The sequence below is a fragment of the Variovorax sp. E3 genome, from assembly GCF_016082275.1.
In the GTDB taxonomy this organism is placed as follows: domain Bacteria; phylum Pseudomonadota; class Gammaproteobacteria; order Burkholderiales; family Burkholderiaceae_C; genus Variovorax.
The window spans coordinates 25,823-43,825 of the sequence record NZ_MOWM01000027.1 but is presented as its reverse complement, the minus strand read 5'-3'; the positions used below and the strand labels follow the sequence as shown (position 1 = coordinate 43,825).

22 protein-coding genes and 1 pseudogene are annotated in these 18,003 nt (G+C 69.3%); 11 read left to right on the top strand and 12 right to left on the bottom strand.

The annotated features are described in order from the left end of the window. Nucleotides 1-88 precede the first annotated feature (88 nt). From BMG07_RS12635 to BMG07_RS12610, 6 genes and pseudogenes are all read right to left on the bottom strand, one after another. Complete coding sequence (locus tag BMG07_RS12635; protein ID WP_198084859.1) at nt 89-547, bottom strand: GDYXXLXY domain-containing protein; 459 nt, start codon at nt 545-547, stop codon at nt 89-91. Beyond that, a complete protein-coding gene (locus BMG07_RS12630) occupies nt 439-1,746 on the bottom strand; it encodes a DUF4401 domain-containing protein (protein ID WP_198084858.1) in 1,308 nt (435 codons plus the stop codon). The genes BMG07_RS12635 and BMG07_RS12630 overlap by 109 nt, the downstream gene beginning before the upstream one ends. Continuing rightward, nucleotides 1,743-2,735 (bottom strand): DUF2157 domain-containing protein, encoded by a 993-nt coding sequence (locus BMG07_RS12625; RefSeq protein WP_198084857.1) that lies wholly within the window; start codon nt 2,733-2,735, stop codon nt 1,743-1,745. The genes BMG07_RS12630 and BMG07_RS12625 overlap by 4 nt, the downstream gene beginning before the upstream one ends. 60 nt (nt 2,736-2,795) lie before the next feature. Continuing rightward, nucleotides 2,796-3,184 (bottom strand): annotated as a pseudogene (locus BMG07_RS12620) (DUF427 domain-containing protein). 130 nt (nt 3,185-3,314) lie between these two features. Beyond that, nucleotides 3,315-3,947 carry an FMN-dependent NADH-azoreductase gene (locus tag BMG07_RS12615; protein ID WP_198084856.1) on the bottom strand — a complete coding sequence of 211 codons (633 nt, stop codon included), beginning with the start codon at nt 3,945-3,947 and terminating at the stop codon, nt 3,315-3,317. 26 nt (nt 3,948-3,973) lie between these two features. Further along, entirely contained in the window at nt 3,974-4,291 is a 318-nt protein-coding gene (locus tag BMG07_RS12610; protein WP_198084855.1) for a multidrug efflux SMR transporter, read from the bottom strand. 91 nt (nt 4,292-4,382) lie between these two features. Here BMG07_RS12610 and BMG07_RS12605 point away from each other — a divergent pair, with 91 nt between their 5' ends. Beyond that, nucleotides 4,383-4,787, top strand: a complete 405-nt coding sequence (locus BMG07_RS12605) for a helix-turn-helix domain-containing protein (RefSeq protein ID WP_198084854.1) — start codon at nt 4,383-4,385, stop codon at nt 4,785-4,787. On the opposite strand, the gene BMG07_RS12600 is transcribed toward BMG07_RS12605, so the two are convergent. Then, nucleotides 4,784-5,668, bottom strand: a complete 885-nt coding sequence (locus BMG07_RS12600; protein WP_198084853.1) for a class I SAM-dependent methyltransferase — start codon at nt 5,666-5,668, stop codon at nt 4,784-4,786. The genes BMG07_RS12605 and BMG07_RS12600 overlap by 4 nt on opposite strands. Further along, complete coding sequence (locus BMG07_RS41990) at nt 5,665-6,015, bottom strand: hypothetical protein (RefSeq protein ID WP_269758908.1); 351 nt, start codon at nt 6,013-6,015, stop codon at nt 5,665-5,667. Before BMG07_RS41990 ends, BMG07_RS12600 begins: the two co-directional genes overlap by 4 nt. Here BMG07_RS41990 and BMG07_RS12595 point away from each other — a divergent pair. Further along, nucleotides 5,944-6,750, top strand: coding sequence for a tripartite tricarboxylate transporter substrate binding protein (locus BMG07_RS12595; protein ID WP_269758904.1), 807 nt, complete (start codon nt 5,944-5,946; stop codon nt 6,748-6,750). The genes BMG07_RS41990 and BMG07_RS12595 overlap by 72 nt on opposite strands. Before the next feature lie 34 nt (nt 6,751-6,784). Further along, the gene (locus BMG07_RS12590; protein ID WP_198084852.1) at nt 6,785-7,504 is read left to right on the top strand and encodes an FABP family protein; all 720 of its coding nucleotides are present in this window, start codon (nt 6,785-6,787) and stop codon (nt 7,502-7,504) included. Here the strand turns inward: BMG07_RS12590 and BMG07_RS12585 are convergent, their stop codons facing one another. Then, on the bottom strand, nt 7,505-8,653 hold the full coding sequence (locus BMG07_RS12585) for an aromatic ring-hydroxylating dioxygenase subunit alpha (protein WP_198084851.1): 1,149 nt from the start codon (nt 8,651-8,653) through the stop codon (nt 7,505-7,507). A gap of 139 nt (nt 8,654-8,792) precedes the next feature. On the opposite strand from BMG07_RS12585, the gene BMG07_RS12580 reads away from it, so the two are divergent. Further along, nucleotides 8,793-9,335, top strand: coding sequence for a GNAT family N-acetyltransferase (locus BMG07_RS12580; RefSeq protein WP_198084850.1), 543 nt, complete (start codon nt 8,793-8,795; stop codon nt 9,333-9,335). A 6-nt stretch (nt 9,336-9,341) separates the two neighbouring features. Here BMG07_RS12580 and BMG07_RS12575 read toward each other — a convergent pair whose 3' ends face one another. Continuing rightward, nucleotides 9,342-10,259, bottom strand: coding sequence for a LysR family transcriptional regulator (locus tag BMG07_RS12575; protein ID WP_198084849.1), 918 nt, complete (start codon nt 10,257-10,259; stop codon nt 9,342-9,344). 89 nt (nt 10,260-10,348) lie between these two features. Between BMG07_RS12575 and BMG07_RS12570 the strand changes: the two genes are divergently transcribed. The 4 genes from BMG07_RS12570 to BMG07_RS12555 all read left to right on the top strand — a co-directional run bounded on the left by BMG07_RS12570 (nt 10,349) and on the right by BMG07_RS12555 (nt 15,278). Then, a complete protein-coding gene (locus tag BMG07_RS12570; RefSeq protein WP_198084848.1) occupies nt 10,349-11,743 on the top strand; it encodes an acyclic terpene utilization AtuA family protein in 1,395 nt (464 codons plus the stop codon). Then, nucleotides 11,740-12,111 carry a hypothetical protein gene (locus BMG07_RS12565; RefSeq protein ID WP_198084847.1) on the top strand — a complete coding sequence of 124 codons (372 nt, stop codon included), beginning with the start codon at nt 11,740-11,742 and terminating at the stop codon, nt 12,109-12,111. Before BMG07_RS12570 ends, BMG07_RS12565 begins: the two co-directional genes overlap by 4 nt. A gap of 53 nt (nt 12,112-12,164) precedes the next feature. Further along, nucleotides 12,165-13,130, top strand: coding sequence for a tripartite tricarboxylate transporter substrate binding protein (locus BMG07_RS12560; RefSeq protein ID WP_198084846.1), 966 nt, complete (start codon nt 12,165-12,167; stop codon nt 13,128-13,130). Between the two features lie 63 nt (nt 13,131-13,193). Then, complete coding sequence (locus BMG07_RS12555) at nt 13,194-15,278, top strand: alpha/beta hydrolase domain-containing protein (protein WP_198084845.1); 2,085 nt, start codon at nt 13,194-13,196, stop codon at nt 15,276-15,278. Here BMG07_RS12555 and BMG07_RS12550 read toward each other — a convergent pair. Then, complete coding sequence (locus BMG07_RS12550; protein WP_198084844.1) at nt 15,275-16,072, bottom strand: NAD(P)H-dependent oxidoreductase; 798 nt, start codon at nt 16,070-16,072, stop codon at nt 15,275-15,277. The two genes, BMG07_RS12555 and BMG07_RS12550, sit on opposite strands and share 4 nt — an antisense overlap. Before the next feature lie 89 nt (nt 16,073-16,161). Between BMG07_RS12550 and BMG07_RS12545 the strand changes: the two genes are divergently transcribed. The 3 genes from BMG07_RS12545 to BMG07_RS12535 all read left to right on the top strand — a co-directional run bounded on the left by BMG07_RS12545 (nt 16,162) and on the right by BMG07_RS12535 (nt 17,700). Next, nucleotides 16,162-17,055: a LysR family transcriptional regulator gene (locus tag BMG07_RS12545; protein WP_198084843.1), complete on the top strand. Its 894-nt coding sequence runs from the start codon at nt 16,162-16,164 to the stop codon at nt 17,053-17,055. A 64-nt stretch (nt 17,056-17,119) separates the two neighbouring features. Further along, a complete protein-coding gene (locus BMG07_RS12540; protein ID WP_198084842.1) occupies nt 17,120-17,281 on the top strand; it encodes a hypothetical protein in 162 nt (53 codons plus the stop codon). 11 nt (nt 17,282-17,292) lie between these two features. Next, on the top strand, nt 17,293-17,700 hold the full coding sequence (locus BMG07_RS12535) for a GFA family protein (RefSeq protein WP_198084841.1): 408 nt from the start codon (nt 17,293-17,295) through the stop codon (nt 17,698-17,700). A 30-nt stretch (nt 17,701-17,730) separates the two neighbouring features. Here BMG07_RS12535 and BMG07_RS12530 read toward each other — a convergent pair whose 3' ends face one another. After that, nucleotides 17,731-17,955 carry a DUF3325 family protein gene (locus BMG07_RS12530; protein WP_307866943.1) on the bottom strand — a complete coding sequence of 75 codons (225 nt, stop codon included), beginning with the start codon at nt 17,953-17,955 and terminating at the stop codon, nt 17,731-17,733. Nucleotides 17,956-18,003: the final 48 nt, after the last annotated feature.

Below are 18,003 nucleotides of genomic sequence, written 5' to 3'. Positions count from 1 at the left end.
TTTACCTCGTTAGGTTCAGGTCGCAGGTCAGCTTGTGCCACGAATCGGGACGGCCAGCAAGGCGCAATGGGACGAACTCCAGCCAGCGCTACCGGATCGGCCGCAGCTGCCCGTCCGCCATGCCTACCAGCAGGGCCGAGCCATTGGGCAGGATGCGGAACTCGCCGTAGCGCGCCTGCGCATAGCGCTCGGCGTCGCCCTCCTTGAAGAACCACGCGTCGGTGACGAAGACCCAGCCGCCGTCCTTGGCGCTCAGCGGCACCTCGAGGTCGTTCGCCTGTCGCACTTCTTCGCCCGATGTCGGGTGCAGCGTGTGGGCGAGCGGCAGTGCCGGATCGGGCCGCACGAACACGGTCGGCCGCTGGTCGCCACGGTGGTGGTTGTTCCAGCCCCAGCGGTTGGGCAACCCGAAGTCCAGCTGCATGTAGTCGCCCTGCATCAGCGAGCGCGGGTCGACCGGCGCCAGCCGCACGAACACGGGCCGGCCGTCGCGAATGACGTTTTCCTTCTCGACGATGGCGATGTTCGCCACCACCAGCGTGGCCACGCCCGCCAGTGCGATGCCCGCCAGCTGCCTGTCTTTCCACCAGCGCCGGCGGCCGGCGCGCTGGCTGCCGCATCCCCGGGAGATTTGGCGCGCAATGCCAGCCGCGCCAGCACACCCAGCGCGGCTCCGATCGAGACCAGCAGCAGCGCCTTGTCCGCCAGCGACCACGCGAGCAGGTAGTAGAAGCTCCCCACGATCCACAGCGCGGCCGCGCAACCCAGGGCCGCGAGCCGCCAGCGCCGTGTCACCGCCAGCGCGGCGGCGCCGAGGCAGGCCGCGCCCAGGTTGGGCACGAAGCCGCACAGCACCGTCAGCAGCAGTGCCACGCCCAGGCCCAGCAGGGGCGCCTGCCTCAGCGCGGGCCAGCGATAGCCCAGCAGCGCCGCCGCAGCCAGCGCGTACAGCGCCGACACCAGGTTGCGGGTGCTGCCGAACAGGTCGAACCTGCCGTCGGTCTGCCCGAGTTCGCGCCCGATCTCGCTGCCCGGCACCATGCCGCCCAGCATGAAGGTGGCACCTGACAGCAGCACCAGCGTCAGCAGCAGCTGCACGCACCAGCCGTCGGCCAGGCTCGTGAGCAGGCTGCCGGCGCGCGCGTCCGCCAGCCGTGGCAGCAGGTAGAGCAGCACGAGCCACACGGCCAACCCGATGTGGGCATAGAGCCACCACGTCCAGCGGAAACGGCCCGACCCCAGGAAGTCCCAGAGCGAGAGCCCGGCCTTCGACCACGCCATGGCCGCGACGGTCAGGAATGCGCCGAGCATCACGCCCAGCAGCGTGCGCAGCCAGTGCAGCGGCGTGAGCGCGGCCAGCAGCACGCTCGCGGCGCACATGCCCAGCGCGGCGTTGGCAGCCGGCGCGTCGCGAAACAGCGCCCAGCCCAGGCAGCACAGGCCCAGCACCAGTGCGGGCAGGCAGAGCTGTTCGACAAACAGTGCCAGGCCGCGTTGGCGCAGGATGAGCACGCCAAAGGCCAGCAGGCCCAGCCCAAAGACGTACAGGACCGGACCGTCACGCAGCAGCGCATCGCCGAAGGCCAGGCCCACCGCGCCCAGCAGCGGCAGCACCGCGAGCCATGCGCCCAGCGCGGTCAGCAGCAGCACCGGCCAGGGACGGGTGTCGTCGCGCGGCCATTGCGCATCGGGCGGCAACAGGCCCTGGTCCGTTGCGCGTTGCATGAGTTGGCGCGGGGCGGTCATGCCGATGCTCCTTCTTGCGTCGAAGAGGCCGGCATGCCGTTCTGGCGCCGCATGATCCAGGCCACCGAAACCGCCAGCAGCCCCGCGGCCACGAACCCGACGACCAGCAGGCGGCTTACCGTCTCGGAGCCGCCGCTTTCGAACAAAAAGCGAACCAGGCCGGCGACCAGCAAGGTGTCGACGCTCAGCAGGGCGGCGCTCAGGCCGACGATGTCGAACCAGCGCCGCTGCATCAGCATGCCGACCGCAACGCCCATCAGCAGCAGGCCCAGCACATAGTGCGGCGCAATCTCGGTGCGAACGAACAGGCCCGCCAGCGCGGCCAGCGTCACGCTCACCGCCATGGCCAGCAGCGCCAGCCGGCGCGACCAGTGCGTGGCCCCGACCCAGCGTTGTGTCCACGGGCTCAACGCCACGACCAGCAACACGCCCAGACCCCAGCCCACGAGATGAATCGGCAGGTCGCTGTCGTCGGCCTGCCAGCGATGGCCGGTGCGCGCATAGACCCAGAGGCTGATCGCGCTGCACGTGACCATCACCCACGGGAACCACAGCACGTCGCTGCGCACGCCCAGGCACAGCGGCAACGTGAGCGCGGCCCACAGCGCGAACAACTGCCACGCATCAGCCCCGGTCTGGTAGGTCTGGCCGTAGTAGGCGAACAGCGCGCCGGTGCCCAGCAGGCACAGCAGGCCCATGGGCGTGCGCAGGGCGGCGACGCGCCATGCGGCCAGTGCCGTCAGCAGCACCCAGCCTTGCAGCAGGGCGAACTGTCCGGCGCGGCCCAGCGCGCCCCAGTTGGCCGCCACCCACATCACGAGTCCAAAGCCGCCGAGCCCTGCGGCAAGCAGCGCCACCACGCGCCAGAAACGTTCCGGCAGGTGGGGCGGCGGCGCATCGAGTTCCGCGAGCGCGAACAGCGCGTGCATCCGCGGCGGCGACAGTCGGTGGACGCGGGCCAGTTCGTAGAGTGCGAGTCGAAGGTTCATGGGCGTGGAGAGTGGTTGGCCGAGCCATTCTCCACGTGATGCGCCGCGAGGCGCCTGCTGCTACACGACGCGTTCTTCGATCGGTCCCACGCGGTCGGGGTAGAACGCCACGTGGTCCTTGATCTGCGCGACCGGGTCGTAGGGCGACTCGTAGGTCCACACCGCATTCACCGAGCGTTCGCCGCGGCCGGAATGCTGTAGTAGTTGCACTCGCCCTTGTAGGGGCAGTAGGTGGCGTGCGAGGTGCGTTCGAGCAAGGACATCTTCACGTCCTTGCGGGGGATGTAGTGCACGGTTCCGAAATGCGATTCGCGCAGCGTCAGCGCTTCACGCGTGTCGGCGATGACGCGGCCGTCGACCGACACCACCACGCGCAACGGGTTCGGCGTGATGGTGATCGCGTGGTCGGGGCCGGGGGTCTTGATGGTGCGTTCGGGCGTGGCGAACATGGGCTGGCTCCTTCAGCAGGTCGAGGTGACGCAAGAATCGGCGGATGCGCATCTTGCCGCGATGTCGTGACGGTTTGAAGCCCCCCGAAAATCGGCCCATTCGCGAAGTGGTTAAAGCACCCGAAAGTCATCAGAACCGCTCTGCAAGCCTTTCGGCTTCATTTCGTGCCCGCGCCAGCGAGGCGTTCACGGCCTCGGGCGTCGCGAGTGTCGGCGCGGCGGCAACCTCCATCACGTCGTCGATGCCCAGGAAGCCGAGCCAGGTCCGCATGTACGGTTTCTGGAAGTCTTTCTCGTGAGAGGGAAAGCCAGCCGGGTAGTCGCCCGCGCTCGAGTAGACGAGCATGGCGCGCTTGCCGCGAAGCAGGCCGCGATAGCCTTCCCGGGGCGACCAGAGCCAGTTTTCGCCGGGCAGCGTCACCACATCGATGTAGTGCTTTAGCTTGTATGGAATGCCGAAATTCCACATCGGCAGGCTGAAGACGTACTTGTCGGCGGCGTTGAACGCGCGCGCGATGCGCACCGCGCTCTGCCACTGGCGCTGCTGTTCCTCGGTGGCATGGGTGCCGCGCAGCACGGCGAACTTGGCGTCGATCATCGCGGCGTCGAACGCGGGCAGTTCGAGTTCCCAGAGGTGCAGCGTCTGGATCTCGACGTCGGGGTGCAGCGCACGATGTTGTTGCAGAAAGTGACGCGCTGTATCGGCGGAGCGCGAGCGCGCGCCGGTCGGCGAGGCTTCGATGTGCAGGATGCGGGTGGTCATGGCGGCGGGTGTGCGTTGCGTGTGCATCAGTCGTTGACGAGGCGCAGGCCCACCGTGCCGGCGATCACCAGCGTGATGCACGCCAGCCGTGGGGCAGAGAGCGACTCACCGAAGCGCAGCACGCCCATCAGCACCACGCCCACCGAGCCGATGCCGGTCCAGATCGCGTAGGCCGGGCCCAGCGGCAGGTAGCGCAGCGCGCGCGCCAGCAGGTAGATGCTGAGCAGCGCGGTCAGCACGCCGACGACCGACGGCACGGGCCGCGTCCAGTCCTGCGACTGCTTGAGCGCGGCGGCCATGGCGATCTCGACCAGGCCTGCCGTCAACAGAAATATCCAACCCATGAAAAACTCCTTCGATGCTGTGCGGGGGGAAAGCGGAACCCGATAATTCCGGCCTGGGCACCGCTCGGCAAGTACGCACCTTCTGGTAACCATGGGAAATTCAAAGATGCCGTCGAAGAAGAGCTCGGTTGTGGCAGATGCAGCAGGCGACGTGTGGAACGCCGGCTGCCCGTCGCGTCGCGTGCTCGAACTCGTTGCCAACAAGTGGGCGCTGCTGATCGTTCCGTTGCTGCGCGGCAAGCCGCGGCGCAACAACGAACTGCTGCGCAAGGTCGGCGGCATCTCGCAGAAGATGCTCACGCAGACCCTGCGCGAGCTGGAGCAGAACGGGCTGGTGCTGCGCGAAGACCTGCGAACGGTGCCGCCGCATGTCGAGTACCGGCTCAGCCCGCTGGGGCTGTCGCTCAGCCGGACGCTGATGGCGGTGGACCGCTGGGCCGAGGCGAACCACGCGCGGATCGACGCGGCGCAGCAGGCGGCGCGCGCGCGGGCCTAGCCGCTGCGCGCGCGCCGCGGCTTGACGAAGCGCAGCGTCATCCGGTCCGACTCGCCGATGGCCAGGTACTTCGCCCGGTCGACCTCGCCGCCGCGCAGCGTGGGCGGCAGCGACCACACGCCGTTCGCATGGTCCTTGGTGTCGCGCGGGTTGGCGTTGACCTCGCTGCTGCCTGCGAACTCGAAGCCGGCCGCCTTCGCGCGTTCGATCACGAAGTCTTGCGGCACATAGCCGCTCGCGATCACGCGCGCCAGGTTGGTGCCGGGCGGCGCGCGGTGTTCTTCCACGCCGAGCACGCCGCCGGGCTTGAGCACCGCGTAGAAGGCGCGCAGGCTTTCATCGAAGTGGCCGTCCTCGATCCAGTTGTGGATGTTGCGGAAGGTCAGCACCGCGTCGGCGCCGCCGGGCGGGCGGATGTCGGTGAAGGCCGTGGTGGGCAGCGTGCCGAGCACCACGCGACCGTACACCTTGGGCTCGCGCGCCAGCTTGTCGCGGAAGGCGGCGCGCGCACGCTGCTGGCCGGGCGAGCCGCCGGCCGGCTCGTGGGCCGCGTAGAGCCGGCCGTGGTCGTGCAGGTAGGGCGCGAGGATCTCGGTGTACCAGCCGCCGCCGGGCGCGATCTCGATCACCGCCGCATCGGGGCGGATGCCGAAGAAGGCCAGCGTTTCGAGCGGGTGCCGCGCGCCGTCGCGGGTGCGGTAGGCGGGGGTGCGCTGCGGGCCGTCGACGGCCGCCCGCAGGGCTGTCATGGCTTTGGGCGGCAGGCTGGTGGCGTTGGCCGCCCGGGCTTGCGCGAGGCCGCCGGCGCCGGCAAAGGGCAGCAGCGCGGCAGTGGCAACCACAAGGCGGCGCCGCGCTGAAAACTCGGTGAAAGAGGTCATCGCCGCATCATCGGGGAAACGGCCTCGGCGTGCAGGGCATGCCCGAAGCCGGCGAAATCGGTGATAACTTCTTGCCGCCGTGCACCGAGCCATTGAAAGACCGAAGTGAAGAAGACAACCCAGCTCGCCACCTTTCTTCTGCTTGCCAGCGTGCTGACCGCGGGCGCATGGGCGCAGGCCTGGCCGTCGAAGCCCGTGCGCGTGATCGTGCCGGCACCGGCCGGCAGCTCGCTCGACGTGATCGCGCGCACGCTGGCCGACCGCCTGCGCGTGATCTGGAAGCAGCCCGTGGTGATAGAGACCAAGGCCGGCGCGGGCGGCCTCATCGGCATGGACACCGTGGCCAAGCGCCGCACGACGGCTATACGCTGGGCATCGGCTTCAACGGTCCCATCGCCTTCGCGCCCTACATGTACGCGCGCATGCCGTATGTGCCCGCGCAGGACCTGGTGCCCGTGGTGCTCACCACCTCGCAGCCCAACGTGCTGGCGGTGCAGGCGGACAACCCCGCGAACACGCTGCCCGAGTTCATCGAATGGGCGAAGAAGCGCGGCGACAGGTTCAGCTACGCGTCGGTGGGCGCGGGCAGCTCGTCGCACCTCACGATGGAGCTGTTTCGCAGCGTGGCGCACATCGAGGCGGTGCACGTGCCGTACTCGGGCTCGCCGCCCGCGGGCCTGTCGCTCGCGGCGGGCGACACGCAGGCGCTGTTCACGGTGGCACCCGCGCTGCTGCCGCTCATCCAGGGCCACCGCGTGAAGCTCATTGCCGTGACCAGCGCCAGGCGCTCCGAGCTCATGAAAGACCTGCCGACCGTGGCCGAGTCGGGCTATCCCGGCTTCGAGTCGCTCGCGTGGAACGGTTTCTTCACCGGCAGCGGCACGCCGCCCGAGGTGGTGCAGCGCATCAACGCCGACGTCAACGCCGTGCTGCAGGAGCCCGCTGTGCGCGAGCTGCTGGCCAACCAGGGGTTGGTGCCGGGCGGCGGCTCGCCGGAAGAATTTCGGGCCTTCATCGACAGCGAAGCCCGCAAATGGGGTGCGATCATTGCCAAGGTCGCATCCGCCTCGATCAGTAAGTGACACTCCCACGCCAGAAAAATTTCAGGAAGAAAAAATGGAACAGTTCCCCAGCGACATCTACACCGAACCCGAGCCCGACCCGTACACGCTCGCCAACCTGGGCCCGCTCACGGGCCTGGCGGGCCTGTGGGTCGGCACGGCGGGCCACGACGTGAGCCCGAAGGAAGACGGCCCCGAGGCCGAAGCCTTCATCGAGCATGCGGAGTTCCAGCCCATCGATGCGCAGACCAACGGGCCGCAGATTTTCTACGGGCTGCGCTACCACCTGCGCATCGTCAAGCCCAATGACGTGGAGACCTTTCACGACCAGGTCGGCTACTGGCTGTGGGAGCCCGCCACGGGCGCGCTGATCCAGACGCTGTCGATTCCGCGCGGGCTGACCTGCATGGCCACGGGCCGCGCCAAGCCCGACGACCGCAGCTTCAGGCTCGAGGCCGTGCGCGGCGGCGAGACCAACGGCATCCTCGCCAACCCGTTCCTGGAGCATGCGTTCAAGACGCTGCGCTACAGCATCGCGGTGTCGATCCACGACGACGGCAGCTGGTCGTACGAAATCGAAACGCTGCTGGACGTGCGCGGCAAGGCCGAGCCCTTCAGCCACACCGACCGCAACACGCTGCGCAAGATCGGTGAGCCCACGCCGAACCCGACGGCGCAGGCAGCGATCGCCGAGGCGGCGGAAGAAGCGGCGGCAGAGGCAGCTAAGAAGGCGTCCGGTGCCGCGAGCGTGGACACGGAGGCCGAGCCGGCCTGATCAGTCGCCCAGCGCTGCTTCCACGTCCGCGTGGAACTTGGCCGAGCACCACTCGGTCGCGCCGAAGTACAGCGACTGCTGCGCGCCGCTCGCGAGCGTGGACTGTGCCGACACGCCGAGCGCAAAGTCTTCGTCGAGCGCGCCCCAGAACGACTCGACGTTCTTGCGCCAGTAGTTCGCCGATTTCTCCGTTGTCGGCAGTTCGGGAATCAGCGTGCTCGCGATCACGCGCGAGCGGCCCGGCGATTCGGGCAGCACGGTGAACGCATTGGCGTGGTCGCCTTCATGCAGGACGAAGGTTGCCGGGAAAAAGAAGTAAATGATGTTCGAGTGCGGCCCCACCCGCCAGTCGTGCACGGGCATGCCGCGCAGGCTTTCGATGCTGCGCTTGGGCAGGAAGAGGCGGTGGTGCCGGCGGTCGTGGTCGGCCATCAGCAGGTTGTCGTAGAACAGCGGCGCAATGCTGTCGCGGTGCGCGTACTGGAAGTGATAGGTCTCCAGGTTCGCCTCGAAAGGGATCTTCCAGTTGGCCGCGTTGTCGAAGGCGCGCTGGTGAACCGGCACCCAGCCGTCGTAGCCCCAGCCGCGCAGGTCGCCGCCGAAGCGGCCGAGCCAGCCGTCGATGTCGAGCGCGGCGCTTTCGCCCTCGGCCACCGCGCGCGGAACGGCCCAGACCAGGCCCAGCGCTTCCGCCACCGGCACGCGGGCCAGTTTGCATGACGATGCCGGCGCATGCGGAAAGTCTTGTGCCGAAGGGCGCCCGCGCAGCGTGCCGTCGAGTGCATAGGTCCAGCTGTGGTACGGGCAGACCAGCGCGCGCTGGTTCGATGCGCCCGGCGGCTTGAGCCGTGCGCCACGGTGGCGGCAGGCGTTGACGAAGCCGTTGAGCTGCCCGTCCTGTCCGCGCACGAACAGCAGCGGCAGGCCCGCCACGTCGATGGCGAACGAATCGCCGGGGTTCGCGAGCGACGCCGACGGGCACAGCGCCAGCGGATGGCGGCGAAAGATGCGTTCCACCTCGCGTTCATGGCGCGCCGGGTCGAGGTAGCGCGACACGGGGCTCACGGCGGGCTCGCCGCGTTCGCTGCCGCCGGTCTCGATCAGCGCGAGCGCGCGCCGGATCAACGCGATCTGTTCTTCATGCTGCATGCGCATTCGCCATCGGGGTGGCTTCCGTGAGGTCGTCGTGGGCGACCATTGTGGCGAGCCGTTGGCGCGGTGGCTTGTCTCAACTGGTCGTCGTGGGGCAGGGCGATATAGTGATTCGATACAAAAAGGGAGGATTTCCATGACCGACTTTCCCGACGCCTTCGACGCGTCCGAAGCGCTATGGCTGCGGCGGCTCGTCGTGCATGACGCACCGCTGCTGCACCAGCTGATCGTCACCAACAAGGACGGCCTGCTGTCCACGCTGCACTGGCCCCGGTTCATCCACGCGCAGGCCGACACGGCCGCGTTCTGCGCCGCCTGCGAAACCGCCTTCGGCAATGGAAAGAACGCGGTCTACGGCGTCTGGCGTGGCGGGGAGATCCTGGGCGTGGTGTCGTTCAACGCCATCGACCACGACCGGAAGGAAGGCGAAATCGGCTACTGGCTCGGCAGCGCCGCGCGTGGACAAGGCGTGGCGACCCTGGCGGTTGCCGCGCTGGTGCGTGCCTTTGCGGGCGCCGGCGTGGTCCGCCGCAGCATCATCAAGTGCGCCACGGGCAACGAGCGCAGCCGGAAGCTCGCCGAGCGCCTCGGCTTCGAGCGCGTGGGGCAACTGAGCAAGGCCGAGAAGATCGGCGACGTCCTGCACGACCAGTACGTGTACGCACTGCAAGCGCCGTAGACAGCTTCAGTCCAGCCGCAGCGCCCCCAGCCGCGCAACGATCAGGTCATACAGCGTCTGCGCCGCCACCGACAGGCTGCCTTCACGCCGCTGCACCAGGTACAGCGTGCGCGTGAGCGCCGGCAGCGGAAGAGGCCGCGTCACCAGCGTCTCGCGCTGGAAATGGAACAGCGTGAGCGCGGGCACCACGCTGATGCCCAGCCCCGCCTCGACCAGCCCCATGACGGTGGCCAGGTGCTCCACCTCGAACACCGCGTTCAGCCGCTGCGGATGCAGCGCCACGTCGAGTGCCTGCCGTACGCTGCTGTTGCGCGCCATCTGGATGAAGGGGTAGGGCGCGATCTTCTTGACGGTCAGGCGCGGCTCGCTGGCCAGCGGATGGTCGGCGCGGCACACGAGGTGAAAGCGGTCGCTGCAGAGCTTGCGCGCGCGCAGGTCGGTGCCCGCCGCCGCCTCCGCGCCCGAAGCCGCCAGCGCGAAGTCGGCCTGGCCGCTGCGCACGAGCGCGATGCAGGCGTCGGACAGCGCGTCGTCCAGGTCGACGCGAATGCCCGGCCAGGCCTGCATGAACTCCGCGAACACGGCCGGCAGCCAGCCGGCCGCGAGCGAGGGCAGGGCGGCCACGCGCACGCGGCCCTTGCGGCGCTCCACGTGGTCGGCCAGGTCGCCCATCGCGCTGCCCATGTCGTCGAGCAGGCGGCGCGCCGAGCCTTCGAACAGCCGGCCTTCGGGCGTGAGCTGCACGCTGCGCGTGTCGCGGTCGAACAGGCGCGTGCCCACCGCGTCCTCGAGCGTGCGGATCAGCGCGCTGAAGGCGGGCTGCGACAGGTGGCTGGTCTGCGCCGCGCGCGTGAAGTTGCGGTGCTCGGCCAGCGCGAGAAAGGCGCGCAGCTGCCGCGTGGAGAGGTCGGGCGTCTTTCTCATGTCTCTCAGCCTTGTTATTTGAAAAGCCGATCAATCGATCCGGATTTTCGATTTTACGGATGATGGACGGCTGCCTACAGTGCACGGCAATGAACTCCATTGTTGAACCGCCCAGGCTGCTGATCGGCTGCGCGGCCGGCTTCTCGGGTGACCGCACCGACGCCGCCGGCCCCGTGGTCGACACGCTGATCGCGCGGCTCGCCGCCGGGCCCCAGGGGCAGCGCGCGTTCCTGATCTTCGAGACGCTGGCCGAGCGCACGCTGGCGCTGGCGCAACTGCGCCGCCGCAACGACCCCGACGCGGGCTACGAGCCGCTGCTGGACGACATGCTGCGCCCCGTGCTGGCGCGCTGCCTGGCGCACGGCATCCGCATCGTGAGCAACTTCGGCGCGGCCAACCCGCGCGCCGCCGCCCGGCACATCGCCCGCATGGCGCGCGAACTGGGCGCGAGCGCGCCGCGCATCGCGGTGGTGGAGGGCGACGACCTGTCGGGGCCCGGGCACCGTGCGTTGCTGGGCGAAGCGCTCGGCGCGCAGATGGAAGGGCTGCGCGTGGTCAGCGCCAACGCCTACATCGGCGCCGAACCCATTGCCGCCGCGCTCGACGCGGGCGCGCAGATCGTGGTGTGCGGCCGCGTGGCCGATCCGTCGCTGACGGTGGGGCCTGCCATGTCGCACTTCGGCTGGCGCGCCGACGACTGGGACCGGCTGGGCCGCGCCACCATGGCCGGCCATCTGCTCGAATGCGGCGCGCAGGTCTGCGGCGGCTACTTCGCCGACCCTGGGTACAAGGACGTGCCGGGGCTCGAATCCGTGGGCTTTCCCATCGCCGAGATCGACGCCGACGGCGGCTGCGTCATCGGCAAGGCCGAGCGCACGGGCGGGCTCGTGACCGAGGCCACGGTGAAGGAGCAACTGCTCTACGAAGTGCACGACCCTGCGGCCTACCTGACGCCCGACGTGGTGGCCGACATCGCCGACGCCGAAGTGCGCGCGCTGCCGGGCGAGAGCCGCGTCGCGCTTTCCGGCGTGCGCGGCCACGCGCGGCCGGGCAGCTACAAGGTCAACGTCTGCCATGAAGGCGGCTGGTTGGCCGAAGGCGAAATCTCCTACGCGGGTCCTCGCGCCGAAGGCCGGGCACGGCTCGCGGCCGACGTGCTGAAGAAGCGCCTCGGGGGCCTGGCGCTGCGCGTCGACCTGATCGGCGCGCTGAGCATCCTCGGCGACGACGCGGGCCGCGCGCTGGCCGACACGCCCGACACCGGCCTGCGCGACGTGCGCCTGCGCGTCGCGGCCACGCATGCCGACCGCGCGCAGGCCGAACGGCTCGGGCGCGAAGTGATGGCGCTCTACACCTGCGGCCCGGCCGGCGGCGGCGGTGTGCGCACCGCGCTCACGCCGCGCCTGAACACGCTGTCGTGCCTGCTGCCGCGCGAAGCGGTGCCGGTGCGTTTCGAACTGCTGGCCGCGGAGGACCTGGCATGAACAACAACGCCGTTGAAGACACCGTCGACGTGCCCCTGTACCGCGCGGCCCACGGCCGCACCGGCGACAAGGGCGACCGCTCCAACATCAGCGTGATCGCCTGGCATGCCGACCTGTTTCCCTTGCTGCTCGAACAGCTCACGCCCGAGCGCGTGGCCGCGCAGTTTCGCCACCGCGCGCCGTCGCAGGTGCAGCGCTTCGTGCTGCCGAAGCTGCACGCCATGAACTTCGTGCTCGACGCGGTGCTCGACGGCGGCGTCAACGACGCGCTGAACCTCGATGCACACGGCAAGGCGCTGTCCTTCCTGCTGCTCGACATGCCCATTCGCGTGCCGCGCGCGCTCGAGCCCTTGCTGGCCGGGCCGTAGCGGCTGCTGCTCTTTTTCTTTTTTACTCACCCATTCCATCCGGAGACAAAACAATGAAGCGATTTCCCCTCACCGTGCTGACCACCGCGCTGGCCCTCGCGCCGCTGCTGGGCCATGCACAGGCCTTCCCCGAGAAGGCCATCACCTTCGTCGTGCCGTTCGCGGCGGGCACCGCCACCGACCAGATCGCGCGCGCGCTCGGCAACCAGATCGCGGCCGAAACCAAGCAGGCCGTCATCATCGACAACAAGGCCGGCGCCAGCGGCTTCATCGCCTCGCAAGCGGTGGCCAAGGCGCCCGCCGACGGCTACACGGTGCTCATCACCACCAACACCACGCACGCGGCCAACGAGCACCTGTTCAAGAAGCTGCCCTACGACCCGGTGAAAGACTTCGCGCCCGTCACCGCGCTCGGCAAGGGCGGCCAGATCATGGTGGTGAACCCGTCGTTCCCCGCGAAGAGCGTGGCCGAGTTCATTGTGCTGGCCAGGAAGGAGCCGGGCAAGTACAGCTTCGGCAGCGGCAGCTCGTCCAGCCGCATGGCGGGCGAGTTGCTGCAGCAGATGGCCGACATCAAGCTGCTGCACGTGCCCTACAAGAGCAACACGCTGGCCGTCACCGACCTGCTGGGCAGCCAGATCAACATGATGATCACCGACACGGCCACCGGCCTGCCGCAGGTCAAGGCCGGCAAGCTGCGCGCGCTGGGCATTTCGAGCGCCGCGCGTTCGCCGCTCGCGCCCGACGTACCCACCATTGCCGAAGCCGGCGTGAAGGGCTACGAAATGGGCTACTGGTTCGCGGCCTATGCGCCCGCCAGGACGCCGCCCGCCGTGGTCAAGCGCCTGAACGAACTGCTCGTGAAGGCCGCCAGGAGCGAGGCCGCGAAGACCGCGTTCTACGAACCTACCGGCACCGAGGTCTTCACCTCGTCGCCCGAGGAGCTGGCGAAGTTCCAGACGGCCGAGTCGCAGAAGTGGGGCCGCATCGTCAAGGCCGCCGGCATCGAGGCCGAGTAGCCCGCGCGCCGTAGCGGGGATCGGCGCCGCGACAGCACAAGACACACAACAGGAGACAAAACCATGAAACGCTGGAGCCTCTGGGCTGCCACGGTGGCTTCGGCCGCCCTTTTTCTGAGTGCATGCGGCGGCAGCGGCGGGGGAGGCGGCGGCTTGCTGCTGCCACCGCCCACCACCACGCCGACACCACCGCCCGTGACAGCCGCCGCGCCCAAGTTCAAGCTCGCCATCACCGCGACCGAAGACGTGCCCGGTACCTTCGGCAGCGTGGGCGCCTACGAAAAGGTCAGCGGCACCTTCACGGGCGAGGTCGACCCGAAGGACGCGCGCAACGCCATCATCCAGGACCTGCAGCTGGCGCCGCTCAACGCCAACGGCAAGGTCGAGTACAGCTCGGACTTCGTGCTGTTCAAGCCGAAGGACATGCGCAAGGCCAGCGGCGTGCTGCGCTACGACGCGCCGAACCGCGGCAACATCGTCAACCTCGACCCGTACTTCGCGTCGCGCGGCTATGTGTTCCTCACGGCCGCATGGCAGGGCGACGTGCCGGCGGCGCCGGGCAAGCTCACGCTCAAGGTGCCGGTGGCGAAGAACGCCGACGGCAGCAGCATCACCGGCACCTACCGCGCCGAGTTGCTGCCGACCGTGGCCACGAACGATTCGCTGCCGCTGCCCGGTGGCCCATTCAACGCGGCCATGCAGGCCTATGCGACCGCGAGCCTGGACAACACCAAGCCCGGCTACGTGCTCACGCGCCGCATCAACGAAGGCGACGCGCGCCAGCTTGTTCCCGCCAGCGACTGGAAGTTCGCGAAGTGCGGCGCGGCCACGCCGTTCCCCGGCACGCCCGACGAGACCAGCGTGTGCCTGAAGAACGCCTGGGACCCGGCCTACATCTACGAGCTGGTCTACATCGCGAAAGACCCGAAGGTGATGGGCCTGGGGCTTGCCGCGTTGCGCGACATGATCACGTTCTTCCACCGCGACAGCGCCGATGCCGCGGGCACGGCCAACCCCGTGGCGGCGGCGATCCGCAACACCATTGCCTCGGGCGTCTCGCAGTGCGGCAACTTCATGAAGACCTTCGTGCACCTGGGCTTCAACGAGGACCGCGCGGGGCAGAAGGTGTTCGACGGCGTGTTCGCGCAGATCGCGGCGCGGCAGACCAACATCAACATGCGCTTTTCCATTCCCGGTGGCGGCGGCGGCGTGCGCACCGACCACACGGCCTTCGGCCAGGCCGGCACGCGCGGCCTGTCGAAGGACTACGTGGACGACGTGGCGCAGCGGCGCGGCGGCATCCTGTCGCGCTGCGAGGCGGGCGGCACCTGCCCCAAGCTGTTCATCGGCTTCAGCGGCACCGAGTTCTGGACGCTGCAGGGCTCGCCGCTGCTGACCGACGCCTGGGGCACGGCCGACCTCGTGCAGCCCGGCAACGCGCGCATCTACTACTACGCCAGCTCGCACCACCTGCTGGGCCTGGCGTCGCTGCCGGGCACGAGCGCGGGCGCGCTCTATGCCACCAACGGCAACACGGGCGTGATCCCGGTCGTGCGCGCGCTCTACCAGAACCTGGAGGACTGGGTCGTCAACGGCACCACGCCGCCCGACAACCAGGTGCCCAGGATCGCCGACGCCACGCTGGTGCGCCCGGCGCAGGTGCGGTTCCCGGCCATTCCGGGCGCGAGCTACACGGGGCTGGTCAACGGCTACTCGCTGCTCGACTGGGGCCCGAACTACCGGCCGCAGGACGAGAGCGGCATCGCCACGCAGGTGCCGCCCGCCTACCTGGGCCGCGACTACGCGATCCTGGTGCCGCAGGTCGACGCCGACGGCAACGACATCGCGGGCATCCGCAGCATCGACGTGGCCGTGCCCGTGGGCACCAACACGGGCTGGAACACCACGAACCAGCCGGGGCGCATCGACCAGGCGGGGCTGTTCGGTTCGTACTTTGCGTTTGCGAAGACGCCCGCGCTGCGCGGGGCCGATCCGCGCCTGTCGCTGCAGGAGCGCTACACCGACCAGGCCGGCTACGTGGCCGCCGTGACGGCCGCCGCCAACGACCTTGTGGCCAGGCGCTTCATGCTGCGCGTCGACGCCGATGCGGCGATTGCCAACGCGACCGCCAACCCGGTGCTGCCCTAGTCGAGCCGCGCGGGCTTTGCGGTGGAATGCACCGCAAAACCCGTCTCGCCCGGCGCGATGTGTGCGCGCAGGGTGAGCGCGGGAATCTCGTAGTCCCCGGCGTTCTGCGGGCGAAACGGAATCGGGTCGGTGGTCCACAGCGTGTCGAGCCGCCGGCCCAGCTCTTCCTCGATGCGGGCATAGGCAGCCTGGTCGACCTTGTCGGTGCGATGCACCACATACGGCGGCAGCACGTCGAAGCCGGGGTAGTAGAGGACGCCGTGGTGAATGGGAAACAGCAGGTCGTCGATCGGCCCGTTGATGCCGCGCGGCGCGTAGTGCGAGGCCCAGCCGCCGGTCGTGGTGACCACCATCGCGCGCTTGCCGGCCATCACGCCCTGGCCGAAGCGGTCGCCCCAGCGGGTGTCCGAATGCTCGCCCACGCCGTAGGCAAAACCGTAGGCGTAGATGCGCTCGATCCAGCCCTTGAGGATGGCGGGCATCGAGTACCACCACAGCGGAAACTGCAGGATCACCGCGTCGGCCCACAGCAGCTTCCGCTGCTCGGCGGCGATGTCCGCGGTCTGCGTGCCGCCCTGGAAGGCGTGCAGCGAATCGCGCACGGGGTCGAAGCGCGCGGCACTGTCGCGGGCGGGAAAGTCGTCGGCGTCGAGCGCGGGCTTCCAGCGCATGGCGTACAGGTCGGACGTCTGCACGGAATGCCCCGCGGCCCGCAGGTGTTCGGCCATGAAGCGATGGAGCGCGCCGTTGAGCGAGGCGGGTTCGGGATGGGCAAGGACCAGCAGGATGTTCACGGTTTCACACGGGTTCGAATGAGGAAGACCCGAGCTTAGGCAGCGAGGCGATATATTGGAAATGAATAGTCTGAATTCCAGGAATTGCTATGAACAATTTCAACCGCCTCGACCTGAACCTGCTCGTCACGCTGGACACCCTGCTGGCCGAGCGCAACGTGACACGCGCCGCCGAGCGGCTGAACCTGTCGCAGCCCTCGGTGAGCGTGCAGCTCGCGAAGCTGCGCGAAGCCTTCAACGACCCGCTGTTGCTGCCCGCGCAGCGCGGCATGCGGCCCACGGCGCGGGCCGACGAATTGCGCGAGCCCTTGCGCGAGGCCCTGCAGGCGCTGGGCCGCGCGGTGGCACCCACCAGGCCGTTCGATCCGGCCGAGGCGACGACCACCTGGCGCGTGGCCGCGGCCGACTACGCCGAGTCGGCCATCCTGCTGCCGGCGCTGGCCAGGCTGCGTGCCGAGGCGCCGCACACGCGGCTGGCGGTGGTGGAGGCGGTGCCGTCGCGCATGGCGCGGCAGCTGGAGAACTCGGAGGTCGACCTGTTCTTTCACACCAGCGTGGGCGCGGCGCCCGGCCTGCACCACCGGGTGCTGTTCCATGAGCGCTATGTGCTGGCCGGGCGGGCCGGCCATCCGCGCCTGAAGCGGCGCCCGACGCTCGCGCAGTTCTGCGCGCTGGAGCACGTGGTGGTGTCGCTGGGCGGCGGCGGTTTTGCCGGGCCGACCGACGAGGCGCTGGCACGGCAGGGCCTCACGCGGCGCGTGGTGCTGTCGGTGCCGCACTTTCTTTTCATGATGTCGGCCCTGGCCGGCACCGACATGGTCGCGATGCTGCCCGAGCGGCTGGCGCGCGGCGCAGCGGGGCTGCGCATCATCGAGGCGCCGCTCGAAGTGCCGGGCTACGAAATGGCGATGCTCTGGCACGAGCGCAAGCACCGCGACCCGGGCCACCGGTGGCTGCGCGAACGCATCGCCGGGAGCCTGTAGGCGTTGTCTTCGCGCTTAGACTTTCGCGATTCCGCAGAACAATGAACCCGGAGGATTCGCAAAAATGAACCTGAGCTACCGGCCTGACAGCCGCCTCGTCGTCGCGAAGTGGGAAGACCATGACGGCGACCGCTGCTACGAAGAGCGCTTCGTCTGGAACGACAAGGCCTTCGGGCGCATCGCGCGCAAGGCCCTGGGAGCGCGCGAAGCCTGCGCAACGGACTGAGGCACACGCGCATGAACACCGAATCGAGCCCGCTTCTTGTCGGCAGTTGCCTGTGCGGCGTCGTCAAGTACGAAGCGCGCTCAAGGGCCAGGGCGGTTTCCCATTGCCACTGCGGCATGTGCCGCAAGGCGCACGGCGCGGCGTTTGGCACTTACGCGAGCGTGCCGGTGGGCGACTTCGCGGTGGTGGCCGGCGCCGAGGCGGTGCGCAGCCGCGAATCGTCGCCCGGCGTCACGCGAACGTTCTGTTCCCTGTGCGGCTCACCGTTGACCTGGCACAGCACGCATGGCGAGGCGGCCGGCTGGATCTCGTTCTCGCTGGGCACGCTCGACACGCCTTTCACGCCCACGAAGCAGCGTCATGTGCACCGGGATTGCGCCGCGCCCTGGCACGTGGCCGAAGGCGCGGGGCAGGGTTGATCGACCCGGCGCCCGCCGCATGCAGGCCGGCTACCGCGCCGGCGCCGGCCGCACCCAGGCCACCAGCAGGCTCAGCCAATGCGCCTTCCAGGCGGCTGTGAACGCGATGGTCAGTGCAGCGCCGGCCAGCGTCATGAACCACACCAGCGCGGCCATCGACGCGTGATCGACCGCCAGGCACAGCAGCAGCGACACCACCAGCCCCGACACGCCCAGCACGCGCAGCAGCACGACGGTGCCGCGCGGCGCCGGCACCGCACCGAACGCCTGTTCCCAATGACGTCCATGGCCAGCGCCAGCCAG

Bases quoted from the DNA above. Each gene is read 5' to 3' on its own strand.
- BMG07_RS12630 (WP_198084858.1), bottom strand. From the start codon at position 1,746: ATGACCGCCCCGCGCCAACTCATGCAACGCGCAACGGACCAGGGCCTG.
- BMG07_RS12625 (WP_198084857.1), bottom strand. From the start codon at position 2,735: ATGAACCTTCGACTCGCACTCTACGAACTGGCCCGCGTCCACCGACTG.
- BMG07_RS12615 (WP_198084856.1), bottom strand. From the start codon at position 3,947: ATGACCACCCGCATCCTGCACATCGAAGCCTCGCCGACCGGCGCGCGC.
- BMG07_RS12610 (WP_198084855.1), bottom strand. From the start codon at position 4,291: ATGGGTTGGATATTTCTGTTGACGGCAGGCCTGGTCGAGATCGCCATG.
- BMG07_RS12605 (WP_198084854.1), top strand. From the start codon at position 4,383: ATGGGAAATTCAAAGATGCCGTCGAAGAAGAGCTCGGTTGTGGCAGAT.
- BMG07_RS12600 (WP_198084853.1), bottom strand. From the start codon at position 5,668: ATGACCTCTTTCACCGAGTTTTCAGCGCGGCGCCGCCTTGTGGTTGCC.
- BMG07_RS12590 (WP_198084852.1), top strand. From the start codon at position 6,785: ATGGAACAGTTCCCCAGCGACATCTACACCGAACCCGAGCCCGACCCG.
- BMG07_RS12585 (WP_198084851.1), bottom strand. From the start codon at position 8,653: ATGCAGCATGAAGAACAGATCGCGTTGATCCGGCGCGCGCTCGCGCTG.
- BMG07_RS12580 (WP_198084850.1), top strand. From the start codon at position 8,793: ATGACCGACTTTCCCGACGCCTTCGACGCGTCCGAAGCGCTATGGCTG.
- BMG07_RS12575 (WP_198084849.1), bottom strand. From the start codon at position 10,259: ATGAGAAAGACGCCCGACCTCTCCACGCGGCAGCTGCGCGCCTTTCTC.
- BMG07_RS12570 (WP_198084848.1), top strand. From the start codon at position 10,349: ATGAACTCCATTGTTGAACCGCCCAGGCTGCTGATCGGCTGCGCGGCC.
- BMG07_RS12565 (WP_198084847.1), top strand. From the start codon at position 11,740: ATGAACAACAACGCCGTTGAAGACACCGTCGACGTGCCCCTGTACCGC.
- BMG07_RS12560 (WP_198084846.1), top strand. From the start codon at position 12,165: ATGAAGCGATTTCCCCTCACCGTGCTGACCACCGCGCTGGCCCTCGCG.
- BMG07_RS12555 (WP_198084845.1), top strand. From the start codon at position 13,194: ATGAAACGCTGGAGCCTCTGGGCTGCCACGGTGGCTTCGGCCGCCCTT.
- BMG07_RS12545 (WP_198084843.1), top strand. From the start codon at position 16,162: ATGAACAATTTCAACCGCCTCGACCTGAACCTGCTCGTCACGCTGGAC.
- BMG07_RS12540 (WP_198084842.1), top strand. From the start codon at position 17,120: ATGAACCTGAGCTACCGGCCTGACAGCCGCCTCGTCGTCGCGAAGTGG.
- BMG07_RS12535 (WP_198084841.1), top strand. From the start codon at position 17,293: ATGAACACCGAATCGAGCCCGCTTCTTGTCGGCAGTTGCCTGTGCGGC.